This window comes from Pedobacter sp. AC190 (genome assembly GCF_979258025.1).
The window spans coordinates 4,096,420-4,116,017 of the sequence record NZ_OZ409824.1 but is presented as its reverse complement, the minus strand read 5'-3'; the positions used below and the strand labels follow the sequence as shown (position 1 = coordinate 4,116,017).

13 protein-coding genes are annotated in these 19,598 nt (G+C 35.3%); all 13 read left to right on the top strand.

Features of this window, described 5'->3' with window-relative positions; translation table 11 throughout:
• The first annotated feature begins 63 nt into the window (after window positions 1–63).
• The 13 genes from ACZZZI_RS18115 to ACZZZI_RS18055 all read left to right on the top strand — a co-directional run bounded on the left by ACZZZI_RS18115 (window position 64) and on the right by ACZZZI_RS18055 (window position 19,411).
• Complete coding sequence (locus ACZZZI_RS18115; protein ID WP_463490466.1) at window positions 64–1,893, top strand: glycoside hydrolase family 2 protein; 1,830 nt, start codon at window positions 64–66, stop codon at window positions 1,891–1,893.
• 28 nt (window positions 1,894–1,921) lie between these two features.
• On the top strand, window positions 1,922–4,141 hold the full coding sequence (locus ACZZZI_RS18110) for a glycoside hydrolase family 3 N-terminal domain-containing protein (protein WP_463490464.1): 2,220 nt from the start codon (window positions 1,922–1,924) through the stop codon (window positions 4,139–4,141).
• A gap of 38 nt (window positions 4,142–4,179) precedes the next feature.
• Window positions 4,180–6,831, top strand: coding sequence for a glycoside hydrolase family 2 TIM barrel-domain containing protein (locus ACZZZI_RS18105; RefSeq protein WP_463490462.1), 2,652 nt, complete (start codon window positions 4,180–4,182; stop codon window positions 6,829–6,831).
• A gap of 9 nt (window positions 6,832–6,840) precedes the next feature.
• Entirely contained in the window at window positions 6,841–8,016 is a 1,176-nt protein-coding gene (locus tag ACZZZI_RS18100) for a DUF5009 domain-containing protein (RefSeq protein WP_463490460.1), read from the top strand.
• Between the two features lie 9 nt (window positions 8,017–8,025).
• Window positions 8,026–10,485, top strand: coding sequence for a glycoside hydrolase family 2 TIM barrel-domain containing protein (locus ACZZZI_RS18095; protein ID WP_463490458.1), 2,460 nt, complete (start codon window positions 8,026–8,028; stop codon window positions 10,483–10,485).
• A 3-nt stretch (window positions 10,486–10,488) separates the two neighbouring features.
• Entirely contained in the window at window positions 10,489–11,670 is a 1,182-nt protein-coding gene (locus ACZZZI_RS18090) for an alginate lyase family protein (protein WP_424059305.1), read from the top strand.
• Between the two features lie 2 nt (window positions 11,671–11,672).
• Window positions 11,673–13,184, top strand: coding sequence for a hypothetical protein (locus tag ACZZZI_RS18085; RefSeq protein ID WP_463490456.1), 1,512 nt, complete (start codon window positions 11,673–11,675; stop codon window positions 13,182–13,184).
• Between the two features lie 4 nt (window positions 13,185–13,188).
• Window positions 13,189–14,364 (top strand): glycoside hydrolase family 88 protein, encoded by a 1,176-nt coding sequence (locus ACZZZI_RS18080; protein WP_463490454.1) that lies wholly within the window; start codon window positions 13,189–13,191, stop codon window positions 14,362–14,364.
• Between the two features lie 5 nt (window positions 14,365–14,369).
• Window positions 14,370–15,497: a glycoside hydrolase family 18 protein gene (locus ACZZZI_RS18075; protein WP_463490452.1), complete on the top strand. Its 1,128-nt coding sequence runs from the start codon at window positions 14,370–14,372 to the stop codon at window positions 15,495–15,497.
• A gap of 63 nt (window positions 15,498–15,560) precedes the next feature.
• Window positions 15,561–17,039, top strand: coding sequence for a glycoside hydrolase family 30 protein (locus ACZZZI_RS18070; RefSeq protein WP_344764034.1), 1,479 nt, complete (start codon window positions 15,561–15,563; stop codon window positions 17,037–17,039).
• A 10-nt stretch (window positions 17,040–17,049) separates the two neighbouring features.
• Complete coding sequence (locus tag ACZZZI_RS18065) at window positions 17,050–17,871, top strand: SDR family oxidoreductase (protein ID WP_463490450.1); 822 nt, start codon at window positions 17,050–17,052, stop codon at window positions 17,869–17,871.
• A gap of 3 nt (window positions 17,872–17,874) precedes the next feature.
• Entirely contained in the window at window positions 17,875–19,050 is a 1,176-nt protein-coding gene (gene uxuA / locus ACZZZI_RS18060) for a mannonate dehydratase (RefSeq protein ID WP_463490448.1), read from the top strand.
• 127 nt (window positions 19,051–19,177) lie between these two features.
• Window positions 19,178–19,411 (top strand): hypothetical protein, encoded by a 234-nt coding sequence (locus ACZZZI_RS18055; RefSeq protein WP_316758723.1) that lies wholly within the window; start codon window positions 19,178–19,180, stop codon window positions 19,409–19,411.
• Window positions 19,412–19,598: the final 187 nt, after the last annotated feature.

Here is a 19,598-nt window from a genome sequence, read left to right as displayed (position 1 = left end):
CAATACCGTCCACTAATTAATTATTAGTTTTACGTTATTAATCATTTTTTAAAACAATACGTTATGCTTAAATCTATTTCTAGAGTTTTTATAATTTGCCTCTCACTGTTTTCTTCAATTTGTTTTGCTCAGGTTAGCTCTATTCAAAATATTCAGGCCCGTAAAATTCAAAGCCTTAATGGTAAATGGAATTATATTGTAGATCCGTATGAAAATGGATTTTACGATTACAGACACGAACCATTTGACCAAACGAAAACTGGTACGGGAGGTTTTTTTGATGATAAAGAACAGGTAAATAAAAGTGAATTAATAGAATACAATTTTGATGGTTCGCCTCAAATGAATGTTCCTGGCGACTGGAACTCACAATCAGAAAAACTCGAACTTTATGAAGGCACTGTATGGTTAAGACGAAAATTTAATGCACAGCCAGAAAAAGGCAAGCGTTATTTTGTTTATTTCGGTGCTGTTAACTATGAAGCTCATGTTTACCTGAATGGCAAAAAATTGGGTATCCATAAAGGGGGATTTACGCCATTTCAATTTGAAGTAACAGGGAAATTAAAATCTGGAAATAACTCATTGGTTGTTAAGGCCGATAATACAAGGAAACCTGATGAAATACCAACTGTTAATACCGATTGGTGGAATTATGGAGGCATAACCCGCGATGTTTATTTAGCAGAATTACCCGAGCATTTTATTGCTGATTACAAAATGCAGCTTGAAAAGGGCAGTAACAATTCAATTAGCTTCTCTTTAAAACTTGCTGATGCTTTTGCAGGTCAGGAAGTTTCGGTTTCTATTCCCGAATTAAATCTTAAAAAAGATTATAAAACAGATAGCGAAGGTAAAATAAGTGAGGTTTTTATTTGGAATAACCTTAGCCTTTGGTCGCCAGAAAACCCTAAGCTTTATACAGTAAATATTAAATCTGCAAATGAAAATATTGAAGATAAAATTGGTTTCAGAACTATTGAAGTAAAGGGCGATAGTATTTTACTAAATGGAAAATCGGTTTTCTTTCGCGGAATTTCTATGCATGATGAGAATCCGCTTTTGCAGGGTCGTTTACGTTCGCAAGGCGATATGCGTATGATGTTGCAATGGGCTAAAGATTTGAACTGTAATTACGTTCGTTTGGCTCATTATCCTCATAACGAAGAAATGATTCGCCTGGCCGATGAAATGGGTTTACTGGTTTGGGCTGAAGTTCCTGTTTACTGGACCATCAGCTGGGAAAATCCAGTTACATATGCAAATGCAAAACAACAGTTAACCGATTTAATTTCTCGTGATAAAAACAGAGCCAGTGTTGTAGTTTGGTCAATTGGTAACGAAACACCATTAAGCGCACCTAGACTTAGTTTTATGAGTAATCTGGCAGAAACTGCACGATCTTTAGATGATACAAGACTTGTTGCTGCGGCATTAGAAGTTCATCGTGAAGGTAATACCATGATTCTGAATGATCCACTTGGTGAAAAGATAGATTTGGTAAGCTTTAATGAATACGCTGGCTGGTATTTTGGCGGTGTACCAAGCGAAATTACCAAATATGATTTTAATATTAAATACAATAAACCAGTAGTAATTACAGAGTTTGGGGGCGATGCCTTAGGCGGTTTTCATGCTGATGAAAACACACGATGGAGTGAAGAATATCAGGAAGCGTTATATAAAAACCAGCTGACTATGTTAAGCAAAATATCGTCACTTCGTGGTATCATTCCATGGATTTTAGCTGATTTCCGCTCTCCGAGAAGACAACATCCAGTTTACCAAAATTTTTGGAACCGTAAAGGGGTTATGACCGAAACAGGCAAAAAGAAGAAAGCCTATTTTGTGCTTAAAAACTTTTACAATCAAATGCAAGAAAAATATAAATAAGGCTTTCCAAATTTCAAGATAAATAAATATGAAAAAATATCTTCCGTTTGCACTTCTTTTAGCATTTCCCTTTACAGATGCTTTAGCGCAGGATAAAAAAATTGAAAAGAAAATCGATTCAGTTTTAAAACTGATGACTTTGGATGAAAAAATTGGTCAGCTAAATCAATATACTGGAGGCGATGCAACTGGTCCAATTACCAACAATCCAAATAAGTTAAAGGATATAAAAGAAGGTAAACTTGGCTCCCTGTTAAATGTAAAAGGAGCTGCCGAAACCAGAAAGGTACAAGAAGCTGCAATGCAATCGCGGATGAAAATTCCTTTGCTTTTTGGTTTAGATGTAATTCATGGTTACCGAGTTACTTTTCCTATTCCTTTAGCAGAAGCTGCAAGCTGGGATTTGGCTGAAATGGAAAATGCAGCACGGGTTGCCGCAAGAGAAACAGCTGCATCTGGTGTACATTGGACATTTGCACCGATGGTGGATATTGCCCGCGATCCGCGATGGGGCAGGGTAATGGAAGGCGCAGGAGAAGATACTTACTTAGGTTCGCAAATAGCAAAAGCCCGCGTTCATGGTTTTCAGGGAAAGGGTTTAGGAAACCTTGATGCCATTATGGCTTGCGCAAAACACTTTGCCGCTTATGGTGCTGCAATTGCAGGGAGAGATTATAACGCCGTAGATATGAGCGAACATACTTTGTGGGAAACTTATTTACCTCCTTTTAAAGCTGCGCTCGATGCTGGTGCGGCAACTTTTATGAATTCTTTTAATACTTTAAATGGTATACCAGCTACAGGAAATACTTACCTACAACGCGATATTTTAAAAGGTAAATGGAAGTATACAGGTTTTGTGGTGAGTGATTGGGGTTCGATAGGGGAAATGATTAATCACGGTTACGCAAAAAATAAATCTGAAGCAGCAGAATTAGCCATAAAAGCAGGTAGTGACATGGACATGGAAAGTAGAAGCTATTTACCATCTCTTGCTAAACTGGTTCAGGATAAAAAAGTATCTGTTGCATTAATAGACGATGCTGTTAGAAGAATTTTACGTAAGAAATTTGAATTGGGGCTGTTTGATGATCCTTATCGTTTCAGTAATGTAGAACGTGAAAAAAAGGAATTAAACTCAGCTGAAAATAGAGCCGCATCATTAAAAATGGCAGAGAAAAGTATAGTACTGTTAAAAAACGAAAAACAAACATTACCTCTTTCTAAGGATTTAAAAAAGATAGCCGTTATCGGACCATTAGCAAAATCAGAAAAAGATATGCAGGGCTTTTGGTCTATAGCATGGGAAAACGATAAGCTGGTTTCTTTGTACGAAGGGTTAAAAAATAAAGTAGGAGATAAAACAGAACTTTTATACGCCAAAGGCTGTGGAATTTCTGATAGTTCAAAAACAGGTTTTGCAGAGGCTGTAGAGGTAGCTAAACAAGCTGATGTGGTAATTATTGCTGCAGGCGAAACTTTGGATATGAGTGGTGAAGCAAAAAGCAAAACTAATATTCATATTCCTGGTGTTCAGGAAGATTTAATAAAAGCCATCCAAGCTACAGGTAAGCCAGTTGTGGTGTTGCTTATGGCGGGTCGTCCGTTAATTTTTAACTGGACAGCCGATAACGTTCCAGCGATAATGTATACCTGGTGGTTAGGTAGTGAAGCTGGTAATGCAATGGCAAATGTTTTGTTTGGCGATTATAATCCCGCAGGAAAACTTCCAATGACTTTCCCTCGTAGCGAAGGTCAAATTCCACTTTATTACAATTATTTAAGTACAGGTCGTCCTTCAAATAGCGATAAAGATAGAAACTATAAATCAGCATACCTGGACTCGCCAAATAGTCCTCGATTTGCATTTGGCCATGGTTTAAGTTATACAACTTTCGATTATAGTGAATTATCGTTTAGCAAAACTCAATTTACAATGAACGATAAAATTAACGTGAGTTTCACTTTAAAAAATACAGGTAAATATGATGGCGAAGAAGTTGTTCAATTGTATTTGCAAGATAAGTTCGCATCAGTAGTTAGACCAGTAAAAGAACTTAAAGATTTTCAAAAAGTTAGTTTAAAGGCTGGAGAAGCTAAAAACATAAGTTTTACTATTGATAAAGAAAAACTATCCTTTTACAACCAACAATTAAAGTGGGGTGCAGAAGCAGGCGATTTCAAACTAATGATTGGTACCGCATCAGATAAAATTAAACTAGAAAAAGATTTCACATTAACCAACTAAAACATCGGTTAATAAAATAATCAGCATTTAAATCATCCATGTTAAAAAGCTTAAAACTGAAAAAGAATACACTTTTATTGTTCGCAATATTAAGTTTTGCCTTAAATTCTTTTTCGCAAAATCCAGGAAGGCAGCTCATCAGCTTAAACGATGGCTGGGCATTTCAAAAAGAAAACGGTCAATCAATAAACGTTAATATTCCGCATACATGGAATGATAAAGATGTTTTAGACGATGCACCAGGTTATTATCGTGGATTAGGTATTTATAAACGAAAACTTAAATTAGATCAATCATCAAAGGGAAAAGAAATTTTTCTTGTTTTTAATGGCGTTGCTCAAGAGGCTGAAATTTTAATTAACGGTAAAAGTGCTGGTAAGCATATTGGGAGTTATACAAGATTTACAGTTTCCATTACGAAGTTTTTAAATTTTACGGATGATGTAATTGAAGTTAGGGCAAACAATTATTTTAACGAAAATATTCCACCTTTAACTGCAGATTTTACCTTTTTTGGTGGTTTATATCGTAATGTAAATTTGTTAATTACCGAACCTGTTCATTTTACGCAAAATGATAATGGAAGTTCGGGTGTATATATCACTACACCACAGGTATCAGCTAATTTAGCAAGCATTCAGGTTAAAAGTTTAATAGATAATTCGTCAGCAGCTACTAAAAAGATTCAAATTAATAATCGTTTAGTAAATGCAGACGGTAAGGAAATTGCTTCACAAAATTCACTTGTTAGCATTGCTTCTGGAGAAAATAAAATAATAGTTCAGGATTTTAAAACTGTTAAACAACCCAAACTTTGGTCGCCAGAAAATCCTTATTTGTATCGAATTATTACAAAAATAAGTGATGCTGGTTCAAAAGTTGTATTAGATCAGATTTCAAATCCATTAGGATTTAGATGGTTTAAGTTTGATGCAGAGAAAGGTTTTTTTCTTAATGATAAACCATTGAAAATCATTGGTGCAAGTCGCCATCAGGATTATGAAGGTCTAGGTAATGCTGTTCCAGATGCACTACAAACTAAAGATGTGGAATTGCTTAAACAAATGGGCGGTAACTTTTTAAGAATAGCACACTACCCGCAAGATCCGCTAATATTGGAGGCCTGCGATCGGTTAGGCATTCTGGCATCTGTAGAAGTGCCCTTGGTTAATACCATTACCGAATCTGAAGCCTTTACAACCAACAGCCTGAATATGCAAACTGAAATGATTAAACAAAATTTTAATCATCCAAGCGTGGTAATTTGGGCTTACATGAACGAAATTTTATTACGCCCAAAGTTTGTAAATGATAAGCCTCGCCAGGAAATTTATTTCAATCATATCCGCGAATTGGCTCAACAGTTAGATGACTTAACCAGAAAACTCGATCCATCAAGATATACAATGTTGGTTAACCACGGGGCTTTTGATAATTACAATAGAGTTGGATTAACGAAGATACCAATGATTGTTGGATGGAATTTATATTCAGGTTGGTACTCTGGAATACCAGCTGATTTCGGAAAATTTTTAGATCGCCATCATAAAGAATTACCTGATAAACCATTTTTAGTTACAGAATACGGTGCTGATGCTGATCCAAGAATTCGTTCTTTTCAACCAGTTCGATTTGATAAAAGCGTAGAATATGCTACTAAATTTCATCAAACGTATTTAAACGCAATGCTAGAGCGGCCATTTGTAAGTGGAGGAATGGCTTGGAATTTAGCCGATTTTAATTCTGAAACCCGCGAGGAAACCATGCCACATATTAATAATAAGGGTTTGTTAACCATTGGTCGCCAACCGAAAGATACTTATTTCCTTTATCATGCTTATCTTTCTGATAAACCTTATTTAAAAATTACTTCTGCGCAATGGAAAACCAGAGCAGGCATAGCCGACTCTTTAAAGTTAACCAGCACACAACCTTTACAAGTGGCTACAAACCAAAAAAGTGCAGAGCTGTTTTTGAATGGTAAAAGCCTTGGAGTTAAAGAAGCGACAGATCATATTTGCGAATGGCAGGTTTCTTTTATTGATGGTATAAATCAGATTAAAGTTGTTTCGGGATTTAATACCGATGAAGCTGATATTGATTTCCAGCTGCAACCTTATAAATTTTCTGATAAAATCCCTTTTAAGAATATTAACATCCTTTTAGGTTCAAAACGCTTTTATATTGATGAGAAAAATCAGCAATTATGGTTACCAGATCAACCTTACAAAACAGGTAGTTGGGGTTGGATAGGCGGAGAAGCGTACAAAGGAACCAATAATAGGATTTTATATGGAAGCGATAAAAATATTCTTCAAACAGATAATGATCCGGTATATCAAACCCAACAAGTAGGAATTAAGCAGTTTAAATTCGATGTGCCAGATGGAGAGTACGAACTGGTTCTGCATTTCGCTGAATTAGTAGGTGGCGAAACTAAGGAGGCTTTAGCTTATAATTTAGATAATAACCATAAAAAAGAGATAGAAGAACAACGCATTTTCAATGTCACAATTAACAATGTTCTTTTTCTCGAGCAACTAAATCTGGCCAAAGATTTCGGATATACAAAAGCAGTAGAGAAAAAAACAAGGTTAACCATTCAAAACGGAAAAGGTATTTCAGTCGAATTTAATGAAATTATAGGAAAACCTGTCTTAAACGCGATACAGTTAAGAAAGATATATTAATTCTCAAACATGAAAAATTTACCTGTACGTATTTTATCAGTTGATGTATTAAGAGCGATAACAATGTTCTTAATGATCTTTGTTAACGACGTGGCAGGCGTACGAAATATTCCAGAATGGATAGAACATACTAAAGCAGAAGTTGACGGTATGGGCTTTTCAGATCTCATCTTTCCAGCATTTTTGTTTATTGTTGGTTTATCATTACCGTTTGCAATAAAAGGCAGAATAGATAAAGGAAAGCCGTTTTCTTCAATCGCCATGTATATTCTGTTAAGATCAACAGCGCTTATAGTAATGGGATTTTTTCAAGTTAATCTAGAAAACTATAATAATGAAGCTGCACTTTTACCTTATTCAATTTATACAATTCTGATTACCATTTCTTTTTTTATGATATGGTTAGATTATCCTCAAAGTTTTTCAAAAGTTAAAAAGTTAGCGTTTATTATTACTGGTGTTTTGCTTTTAGCAATTCTCGCATTAATATATCGAGGGGGGAATGCAACACATGTTGAAGGATTAAAACCACATTGGTGGGGTATTTTAGGTATAATTGGATGGGCTTATTTGGTATCTGCATTTGTTTTTCTACTTAGTAAAGGAAATTTAATGGCTTTAATCTTGGCATTCCTCGTGTTTGCAGGAATAAATATCAGTGTTCACATGAATTTATTAAATCTTCGCTTATGGATAATTGGAGATGCCTCATCAATTACCTTAATGGTAGGTGGGATTATTATTTCCTTACTATATACTCGGTTCGTTAATAATAAGGATTATAGGGATTTTTGGATACAGCTCGCATTAATAGGTTTAATTTCAATTGCTATTGGCATGTTTATCCGCCCTTATGCTGGTGGAATTTCAAAAATATATGCAACTCCTGCATGGGTGTTTATTTGCATGGGCATAACCATTCTGGTTTTTAAATTGCTAATTTTTCTGGTTGACATTAAAGGAAAAAATAATTGGTTTAATGTGATCAAGCCTGCAGGTACAAGCACCTTAACTTGTTACCTAATTCCTTACTTACTTTACTCTGTTTTCACGCTGTTTCATTTTCATTTTCCTAAATTTTTAAGTAATGGGTTTGGTGGTATAGTAAGGTCTTTTTTTATAGCTTTTTTGGTAATTGGTATTGTTTCTTATTTAGAAAAAAAGCGACTGCGTTTAAAGGTTTAATTCTAAAATATGTTTAAAAAAATAAAATATTTATTTTTAATAAGTTTTCTGTTTATCAGTTATTTATCGTCGGCACAGCAAAGCATACGTTTAAATAATAACTGGGAATTTATTAAGCAAGATTTGGGTGGCATTTGGGAGTCTGTTCGCCCTGTAGGTTTGGGTAACCCCGAATCTGTTCCATTGTGGCAAAACGTTACTTTACCGCATTGCGTTAATGCAGAAGATGCGGTAGATCCCGATGTTAATTATTATCAAGGGCCAGCTTGGTATCGAACACAGTTGGCTGTCGAAAATCCTTATCAAAAAGGTAGAACAATTCTACATTTTGAAGGTGCAGGACAAAAAACCGAGGTTTATGTTTATACAACAAAAGTAGGAGCGCATGTTGGTGGTTACGATGAGTGGACAGTTGATATTACAGATGCTGTTGAAGCTTTCAAGAAAAGTGATGTTTATAAAAAACAGTTCAAAGGTAAAGTTCCAATTTCGGTAAGAACCGATAATTCGAGGGATTTAGAAATGATTCCTTCTAATTTATCAGATTTTAATGTTTATGGCGGTATTTATCGTTACCTCAATTTAGTTTATTTACCAGCGCTTTCTATAGATAAAATGTTTGCAAAAGCTGAGGTAGATTCTCTCGGTAAATTGGGTAAGCTCAACGTAAAAGCCAGGTTTTATAATCCAAATCATTACGGAGGAGGTAGTTATCGATTAAAACTGATTGATCCGAGTGGAAAAATTGTTAATGAAACATATAAGAAATTCGAAATAAGTGAAGATTTACAGTTATTAAACATAGAAGTTAAAAAACCAATACTTTGGTCACCAGATAAGCCCGCACTATACACAGTACAATATGAAATCATCTCCTCAGAAAGTAATTATAAAGGCGAAGAAAAAATCGGTTTCAGAAATATAAATTTTGTTGAAAAAGGGCCTTTTAAGCTAAACGGAAAGCGGTTGTTGCTTCGTGGTACGCACCGCCACGAAGACCAGGCGGGTTTAGCTGCTGCAATGACAGAAGACCTTATCCGAAAGGAAATGGTAATGATGAAAGAAATGGGTGTAAATTTTATTCGCTTAGGTCATTATCAGCAATCGCGTATCGTTTTAAATCTTTGTGATAGTTTGGGTATTCTCGTTTGGGAAGAAATTCCCTGGTGCCGCGGAGGTTTAGGTGGCGATATTTATAAGCAACAAGCCAGAACGATGTTAAAAAATATGATTGAGCAACATTACAATCATCCATCCATTATGATTTGGGGTTTAGGCAATGAAAACGATTGGCCTGGAGATTTTCCCGAATTTGATAAAGAAAAAATCAGAACCTTTATGAAGGAGCTGAATGATTTATCACATAAATTGGATGCATCTCGATATACCGCCATTAGAAGATGCGATTTCTGCAGTGATATTGTTGATGTGTATTCGCCTTCTATTTGGGCTGGTTGGTACCGCGGTGTTTATACCGATTACAAACAAGTGTCGGAAGATGAGTTTAAGAAAGTAAAACGCTTTTTACACGTAGAATGGGGAGGCGATAGCCATGCAATGCGCCATTCAGAAAATCCTGATAAGGCTTTAAGTAAAATTAAAACAGGCGGAAGCGCCGATGAACGTGCAGGTGATGCCTCGTTATATGGAGGGGCAGCAAGAATTTCAAAAGATGGAGATTGGAGTGAATCGTACATAACAAATCTGATAGATTGGCATTTAAAAGAGCAAGAAACTATGCCCTGGTTAAGCGGAACTGCATATTGGCCTTTCAAAGATTTTTCGACCCCTGTTCGACCTGATAATCCTGTACCGTATATGAACCAAAAAGGGGTGGTAGAACGCGACCTAACTAAAAAAGAGTCTTACTATGTTTTTCAATCTTATTGGACAGATAAACCCATGATCCACATTTATGGTCATACCTGGCCCGTACGTTGGGGTGATGAAGGCGAAGAAAAAATGGTTAAAGTTTATGCCAATTGCACCGAAGCCGAAATGTTTTTAAACGGTAAAAGCTTTGGAATCAAGAAACGCAATAGCCAGGATTACCCTGCAGCAGGCTTGAGATGGAATTTACCTTTCGCAAAAGGCGAAAACATAGTAAAGGTAATTGGTAAAAAGGGAAAGGAAATGGTAACGGATGAAATTAAATTCAATTACCAAACAGAGAAGTGGGAAAAACCTGCAAAAATGGAATTGAAAAAGATAAGCCAACAAGGAGACGAAGCAACTGTCGAAGTAAAATTATATGACAACAAAGGCGTACAATGCCTGGATGCCATTAACTGGATCAATTTCGGATTAACTGGCGATGGAAAATTACTCGATAACCTTGGAACATCTTCAGGATCGAGAAAAGTTCAGGCTTACAACGGACGAGCAATAATCAGTATAAAATTAAATAAAGGTAAAAGTGTTGTTTCTGTTAAGTCAGAAGGATTACCAACCGTATTTACAGAGCTTTAAATTATGAAAAGAACCCTATCAATTACATTAGTTAGCTTATTTTATTTAATGTTAACATCTTTTTCGGCTTTAAGTCCATCCAAAGGTACTGTAGAGCAGGAAGCGGAAGCCGTTTTGAAAAAACAAATTTTAAAAGAAGCAAATTGGGCTCTAAAAGAGAAACCTATAACGGTAACAGCGTCATCATCGCCAAGAAGTGCAGGTGGAAAACACGATTTCTTTTCGGAGGCAGATTATTTTTGGCCAGATCCTAAAAACCCCGATGGGCCATACATTAATAGAGATGGTTTAACCAATCCTGATAACTTTTTGGAGCACAGAAAAGCTATGGTTCGCTTGAGCAAGATTATTGGTGTTCTGGCCTCTGCCTATAAAATTACTGGCGACGAGAAATATGTAAGGCAAGCTGTTTTACATTTAAAGGCCTGGTTTATTAATCCTGAAACCTTAATGAATCCTAACTTACTGTATGCACAGGCGGTTAAAGGTAAGTTTACTGGTCGTAATTATGGTATTATCGATACTATACATTTAATGGAAGTTGCGCAAGGTGCATTAATTATGGAAAAGGCAAAAGCTTTTGATAATGAAACTGCAAGGGGAGTTAAAAAATGGTTTGCCGACTATATATTATGGTTAAATACGAGTAAACCTGGTATTCAAGAGAAAACAGTTAAAAACAACCACGCCACCTGTTGGGCAATGCAAGTTGCCTCATTCGCTAAACTTTGTGGAGATCAAAATATGCTCGATTCCATTAAAACCAATTTCAAAACCAACTTACTCCCAAACCAAATGGCAGTTGATGGAAGTTTTCCTTTGGAAATGGCACGTACTAAGCCTTATGGTTACGCTATTTTTAATTTAGATGCGATGACCATGCTTTGTCAAATTTTATCAACCCCAAAAGAAAATCTTTGGAATTTTAGTACTGCAGATGGAAAATCAATAAAAAAAGGGATTTCATTTTTATATCCTTTTATAGCTGATAAAAGCAAATGGACGTTAGCGCCAGATGTTATGTATTGGGATAATTGGCCAGTTGCACAACCTTTCTTGCTTTTTGGTGCCAATGCATATAACGAAACAAGCTGGCTAAATACATGGAAAAAATTAGAACACCAACCACAGATAGAAGAAGTTATTAGAAATCTGCCAATCCGTAATCCTTTAATTTGGTTATAAAAATGGCGTTTAAAGGAAAAGTTAATATTGTGGTTTTGTGTATAACGATGCTGTTTATTACACATCAAGGATTCGCACAAAAATGGGAATCTCAATTTGTAAAAATTGAATCAAATGGCCGTTTAAAGTATATTGCTGATGAAAAGGGAAATACTATACCTGATTTTAGCAGAGTAGGTTATCATCAAAATACTAAAGCAATACCAGAAGTTAAAGTCGTTTTAACACTTTCTGCAACAGGCGACTCTGATCAGCAAAAAATTCAACAGGCCATAGATGATTTATCAAAAAAACAAGCTGACAAAAATGGTATTCGGGGAGCGATTTTACTAAAAAAAGGTACCTATAAAATCCCCGAAAGTTTAAAAATATTAGCCAGTGGAATTGTACTTCGTGGTGAAGGCGAAGAAACAAGATTAATAGCTACTGGAAGAGGTAAACGAAAAACAATCATCGCTTCTGGAAATGGAAAAGTAAATGAAATTAAGGATACACGGGTGAAGATTACAAATCATTATGTTCCAGTTGGGGCGAAAAGTTTTGCAATCGCATCAACACAAGGTTTAAATGTCGGCGATCAAATTATAGTTTATCGACCAGGTACTGACAAATGGATTAAGGATCTAAAAATGGATCAAATAGAACCTGGTACAGGTACTGTTCAATGGATAGCCGCAGATTATAATTTGCAATTTGAAAGAGTAATAACGGCAATTAAAGGCAATGAAATTACAATAGATAATCCTGTTGTAATGGCAATGGAGGATCAATATGGAGGAGGAGAAATTTACAAGTATAATTTTAATGGTCGCATTGCTGAAGTCGGGATTGAGAATTTATATCTCGAATCTGAATATGAAGGCGACATAGATGAAGAACACGGTTGGGATGCCATTTCTTTTAACAAAATAGAAAACAGCTGGATTAAGAATGTGACAAGTCGTTATTTTGGATATTCTTGCGTTAACTTAGGTAACGACAGTAAGCAAATTACGGTTCAGGATAGTAAATGTCTCGAGCCAAAGTCGCAAATTATTGGCGGTAGGAGGTATTCCTTTAACAATGATGGACAGCTTAATCTTTTTATGAACTGTTTCGCATCAGAAGGTAGGCACGATTATGTAACGGGTGCAAAGGTTTGTGGACCTAATGTTTTTTACAATTGTAAATCTGAAAATGCCAAAGCAGATATTGGTCCACATCATCGCTGGGCAGTTGCTACACTTTACGATAATGTTGTTACCGATGGCGAAATTAATATTCAGGATAGAGGAAACTGGGGAACAGGTCATGGTTGGTCTGGTGTTAATCAAGTATTATGGAATTGTACGGCAGTTAAGGCGGCAGTTCAAAGTCCATACGTAAGTGGTAAAAACTATGCAATTGGATTAAAAGCTAAGAAATATGATGGTCGTTTAGCAGAAAGACCAAATGGTGTTTGGGAAGGGCAAAACAAAGATGGTTTAAATCCTAAATCTCTTTATTTAAAACAAGTAGAAGAAAGTAAAAAGTAATTATATGAACTTAAGGATTAAAATATCTGGCTTAATGTTATTGTCTTTTAGTGTTGTAAATGCACAAAAGATTGATGTTGCAAAAGCGTTTAAACTGGCTGAAAAACAGACAGATTTATTGGTTAAAAATGTAGATTCAGCCAGAAAGTTAAAACCTAATCTGGTTTCGCCCAGAACAGTAGAAAAAGGTCAGTTTAAAATGGTCGTTTCTAAAGATTGGACCAGCGGCTTTTTTCCTGCAGAGCTTTGGTACTTTTATGAATACACAAAGGATAAAAAGTGGCTTGATTTAGCAAAAAAATATACACAGGATATTAAAAAGGAACAATTTAATAAAGGGACACATGATTTAGGTTTTATGATTTACTGTCCATTTGGTAATGGTTACAAAATTACAAAAGATACAGCCTATCGCTCCGTTATCATTCAGGCGGCTAAATCACTATCAACAAGGTTTAATAAAACTGCTGGTGTATTGAAATCTTGGGATCATAATGGCGATAAATGGAAATTTCCTGTTATTATCGATAATATGATGAATCTGGAATTACTTTTTGAAGCGACTAAGTTTACTGGCGATTCATCATTTTATAAAATTGCTATTTCTCATGCCGATAACACAATCAAAAATCACTTCCGTACAGATTTCAGTTCTTACCATGTTATCGATTACGATACTACTCAAAATGGTAAGGTTTTACAAAAATTAACCGCTCAGGGTTATGCAAACGAATCGGCCTGGGCTCGCGGACAAGCTTGGGCATTGTACGGATATACCATGTGTTTTAGAGAAACTAAAAAGCAAACCTATTTAGCACAGGCTGATGGAATTGCAAACTTTATTTTAAGTTCAAAAATAACGCCTGAAGATGGTATTCCTTATTGGGACTACAACGATCCAAAAATACCGAATGTATCACGAGATGCTTCAGCTGCTTCAATTACAGCTTCAGCGCTATACGAACTAGCAAAATACAGTAAAAATGGTAAGCAATATAAGGCAGCAGCCGATAAAATTTTGCTTTCGTTAAGCACGAAATATATAAGTAAACCTGGCGATAATTATGGTTTTATTTTAGAGCACAGTACAGGCCACTTACCTGCGAAATCTGAAATTGACGTACCGATTAATTACGCAGATTACTATTACCTTGAGGCATTATTAAGAAGTAAAAAATAGGAAATATGAGGTTAGTTAAAATTTTAATTGGTTTTACGTTCTTAGGTGCATTTGTTTTTATGTCTATGCGCTCCGATAATGTCGCAATTCGCAAAAAAGTTATTATAGGCTATGTTGGCGGTTATAAAGGCCTGGCCGATTTAAGTAAAATCGATGCAAATAAACTAACACACATAAATTATGCTTTTATCAATGTTAAAAATAACAGGGCCTTCTTAAATAGAGAAGCAACAGATACTGTAAATTTTCAAAACCTTAATAAGCTTAAAAAAGTTAACCCTGATATTAAAATTTTGATTTCTATTGGTGGCTGGTCGTGGAGTGAGAACTTTTCTGATGCTGCATTAACAGACACCTCTAGAAAAGCATTTGCTTCGAGTGCGGTCAAAATCATCGAAAAGTATAATTTGGATGGGGTAGATGTAGATTGGGAATATCCTGGTATTTCTGGTGAAGAAGGAAATGTTTATCGACCAGAAGACAAAGAGAATTTTACGTTAATGCTAAAGGAATTGAGATTGGAACTCGATACTTTAGAGAAAAGTCGGAATACAAAAAAGCTATTAACAATTGCAGTTGGTGGTTTCACTAATTTCATTAAGCATACGGAGATGGATAAAGTGCAACAATATCTCGATTACGTAAATTTGATGACTTACGATTTTTACAGTGCAACTATTGCAGGACACCACACAAATCTTTATCCTTCAAAAACAATAACTGCTGAACATAGCGCAGATAAAACTTTTAAAGAATTTTTAGCGGCTGGGGTTCCAGCTAATAAATTGGTAATGGGAATAGCATTTTATAGTCGTGCTTTTACTTTAAAACCTAACTCAATTAATGGTTTAGGTGATTCTATACTAAGTAGTAGATATGGAAAAGGTTATACTTTTATAAAAGATAGTTTAATTAATAAAAATGGCTTTATATTTTATCGGGATAAAGAAGCAAAAGCACCCTATATTTTTAATAAAACAACTAAAGAATATATGACTTTTGATGATGAAGAATCGGCAAAGGAGAAGTGTAAATACGTACTTAAAAATGATATGGGCGGTGTAATGTTTTGGGAATATAGCTCTGATATGAATGACTATTTGCTTAATCAAATTAATAAAACTTTAAAATAAAACGATTACAATAAATTAATAATATTGCATCAGAACATTATAGAAATAAAACGAGTGATGAAAATGAAACAAAATCTAAGTCTAATTTTAGTTTTGGCAACGGCGTTTACCGCTGGCGCTCAAACAAAAAAAGCTAATAATTCTGCAGCTAAACCTGTTCAGGCTTATACAGTAGGTAATAAAAAAGTATCGGTGTATGTTACCGCTCAAAATTCTGATTTAAGAATCCGCAAAACAGAAACCTTAAATTTCGCCACAAATAAACAGCCATTTGAAACTGAGCCATGTATATTCATCGATCCTACAGTAAAATACCAGACTTTGGTTGGTATTGGTGGCGCCTTAACCGATGCTTCTGCCGAAACATTTGCAAAGCTATCTAAGAAAAATCAAGATGAGTTGATGGAGAAATACTACAATCCAAATAGTGGAATTGGATATACTTTAGCACGTACTAATATTGCAAGTTGCGATTTCTCAAGCGGTAGTTATAGCTACGTTCAGGATAATGATAAAGAATTAAAAACCTTTAGTGTTGCACACGATGAGGAATTTAAAATCCCGTTAATTAAGAAAGCCATTAAAGCTGCTGGCGGTAAACTTCCATTGTATGTAAGCCCATGGTCGCCACCATCGTGGATGAAAGACAATAATAACGTACTTGGAGGCGGGCATTTACTTCCAGAATATCGTCAAAGTTGGGCAAATCATTATGTGAAATTTATAAAAACCTACGAATCTATGGGCATGCCTATTTGGGGTTTAACTGTTCAAAATGAACCTATGGCAAAACAAAAGTGGGAATCTTGTATTTACACTGCCGAAGAAGAACGTGATTTTATTAAAAATTTCTTAGGACCAACGCTTCACAAATCTGGTTTAGCTTCAAAAAAACTAATTGCATGGGATCATAACCGCGATCAGATCTTTCAGAGAGCTTCGACCATATTAAACGATAAAGACGCGGCGAAATATGTTTGGGGTATTGGTTTTCATTGGTACGAAACCTGGACAGGTAGCAACATGCAGTTTGGAAACGTTAAACAAACACATGAGGCTTATCCTGATAAAGCCTTAATTTTTACAGAAGGATGTAAAGAAAAATACGACGTAACTAAACTTGATGATTGGACTTTGGGAGAACGTTACGGTAATTCGATGATCAACGATTTTAATAGTGGAACTGCTGCGTGGACAGACTGGAACATTCTTTTAGATGAAAACGGTGGACCAAATCACGTTGGTAATTTCTGTTTTGCACCAGTTCATGCAGATGTAAAATCAGATAAATTAATTTATACAAATGCTTTTTATTACATGGGGCACTTCTCTAAATTCATTCGTCCAGGTGCAAAGAGAATTGGTTCGGCATCAAGCCGCGATAAATTAGAAGCAACCGCCTTCATTAATACTGATGGTAAAATTGCTGTTGTGGTTATGAATCAATCTAACGAAAAATTAAAATATAGTTTATGGATCAAAGGAGAAGCTGCAACAACAACAAGTTTACCTCGCTCTATAACCACATTGGTAATCGAATAATACTAAATTAATGATAAAAGAATTTAACCTTTTCTCGTTAAAAGATAAGGTTGTAGTATTAACAGGAGCTACAGGCGTTTTAGGCGAAGCTTTTATTAATGGCCTTGCCTCTGCAAATGCAACTATAGTTATCATCGGAAGAAATGAAGCGGTTGCAAAGAAAAGAGCAGAAGATGCTAAGGCTGCAGGTTGCAAATCAATTTATATTCTTGCCGATGTATTAAGCGAAGAAGATTTAATGAAAGCCAAAGCATCAATTCTATCAGAATTTGGTAGAATTGATGCCCTAGTAAATGCTGCTGGTGGCAATGTTGCAGAAGCAGTTGTTCAACCCGGAAATGATGTTTTCGATTTAAATATTTCTGCATTAAAACAAGCATTCGATTTAAATTTATTTGGCACCATTTTACCAACGCAAATTTTCGGTAAAGAAATAGCAAAACAGGGTGGAAGCATCGTTAATATCTCTTCTGTTTCCGCAACGCAGGCTTTAACAAGAGTTTTAGGTTATTCGCTGGCTAAATCTTCTATCGATAGCTATACCAAATGGATGGCAATCGAATTAGCAAATCGCTATGGCGATAAAATCAGAATGAACTCAATAGTTCCAGGTTTTTTTATCACCAATCAAAACCGAGATTTATTAACCAATAAAGATGGTTCTCTTACCGCAAGAGGACAATCTATAATTACTAAAACACCATTTAAAAGATTTGGTAATCCCGATGAGTTAATAGGTGCTTTGGTTTATTTATTAAGCGATGCTTCAAAGTTTGTTAATGGCGAAAATATAAAAGTTGATGGTGGTTTTAGTGCTTTTTCAGGTGTGTAATTTATGGTAACGAAATTTAAAAAATTAGAACAAACCTGGCGTTGGTATGGTCCAAACGATCCAGTTAGTTTGCAAGATGTAAAACAGGCAGGCGCTACAGGAATTGTAACCGCGTTGCATCATATTCCTCATGGCGAAATCTGGCCATTGGCCGATATTCAAGAAAGAAAATCAATTATCGAAGCAGCAGGTTTAACCTGGTCTGTAGTTGAAAGTGTTCCAGTGCACGAGGCCATTAAAACCCGAAGGGGAGATGCGGATAAGTTTATCGAAAATTATAAGATTTCGCTTCAAAACCTGGCGGCTTCTGGTATTAAAACGGTGTGCTATAATTTCATGCCAGTTTTGGATTGGACACGTACGCAGTTAGATTTAGAAATGACTGATGGTTCAAAAGCTTTATATTTTAATTGGATTGATCTAGCTATTTTTGATTTATACATATTAAAAAGAACTGATGCCGAAAATGATTACCCACATTCGGTTTTAGAACGTGCAAAAACCAAATTTGCTACTTTAAATGAGCATCAGCTTGATGATTTAAGAATCAATGTACTTATGGGTATTCCTAATGAAAAAGAAATTGAACTGGAAACGCTTAGAAATAGTATAAATGAATATAAAGCCATCGGTTTTAATGGGTTGAGAGATAATTTGGTTTACTTCCTTTCATCAATTGCAAATGTTTGCGAAAAAGAAGGCATAAAGATGACTATTCACCCTGATGATCCACCTTATCCGATTTTGGGTTTGCCACGTATTGCCAGTACAATTGACGATTTTAATTATATTTTAAAAAATGTTGATAAGCCATTCAATGGCGTATGTTTTTGTACAGGTTCTTTAGGAGCAGGGGTTGATAATAATGCACTGGAGATTTTTAATGTTGTAAAACACCGAGTTTATTTTGCGCATTTGCGAAACGTAACTAAAGATGAAGATGGAAGTTTTTACGAAGCCGATCATTTAGGTGGCGATGTAAATATGTACGATATTATGAAAGCATTATCAGAAGAAAATGCTTTACGCGATAAATCTATACCATTTCGGCCAGATCATGGCCACCAGATGTTAGATGATTTAGCTAAACAAAGTAATCCTGGCTATTCTGCAATTGGGCGTTTACGCGGTTTAGCCGAATTACGTGGACTTGAGCTTGGTGTAACAGGTAACTATTAAAAAATATCCTGCCAGCTAATTTTGCTGGCAGGATAAATTATTTTCCAAATTCTTTAAGGAAAGATTAAAATAGATTGTTTTAGTCTCAATATTTTAGTTGACCTTTGATTAGGTTAAATCTTGATTTATGGAACGAAATACAAATCCCAGTAAAAGAATTCTAAAGCCTTCAGTAATTCATGATGACTTACCAGAAGTTAAAAAACCAGAGCATCTTAGAAAAGCATCATCCAACGAGGATGATATGCTACCCGAAAATCCTGAAAGAAATTATCATCACGAAGAATTTAAAAGCGAAACTGGAAGTCACGACGAACTTAGAAATGCAGATGACGATGTTTGGAATGGGGAAGATGCCTGATTTACAGTAAAATACAATATTTAAATACGAGGTTGTAATAAAAATAATAAAGTAAAGTAGCCTTTAAGGGCTATTTGCTTGTTAAAACTTATTTTTTAAATTTAGGTAGTATTTTTCGTTAAACAATTTGAAAAATAAACTAAACTAGCCTAAATATTTACTTAAATAATTTCTATTATTTTACGTT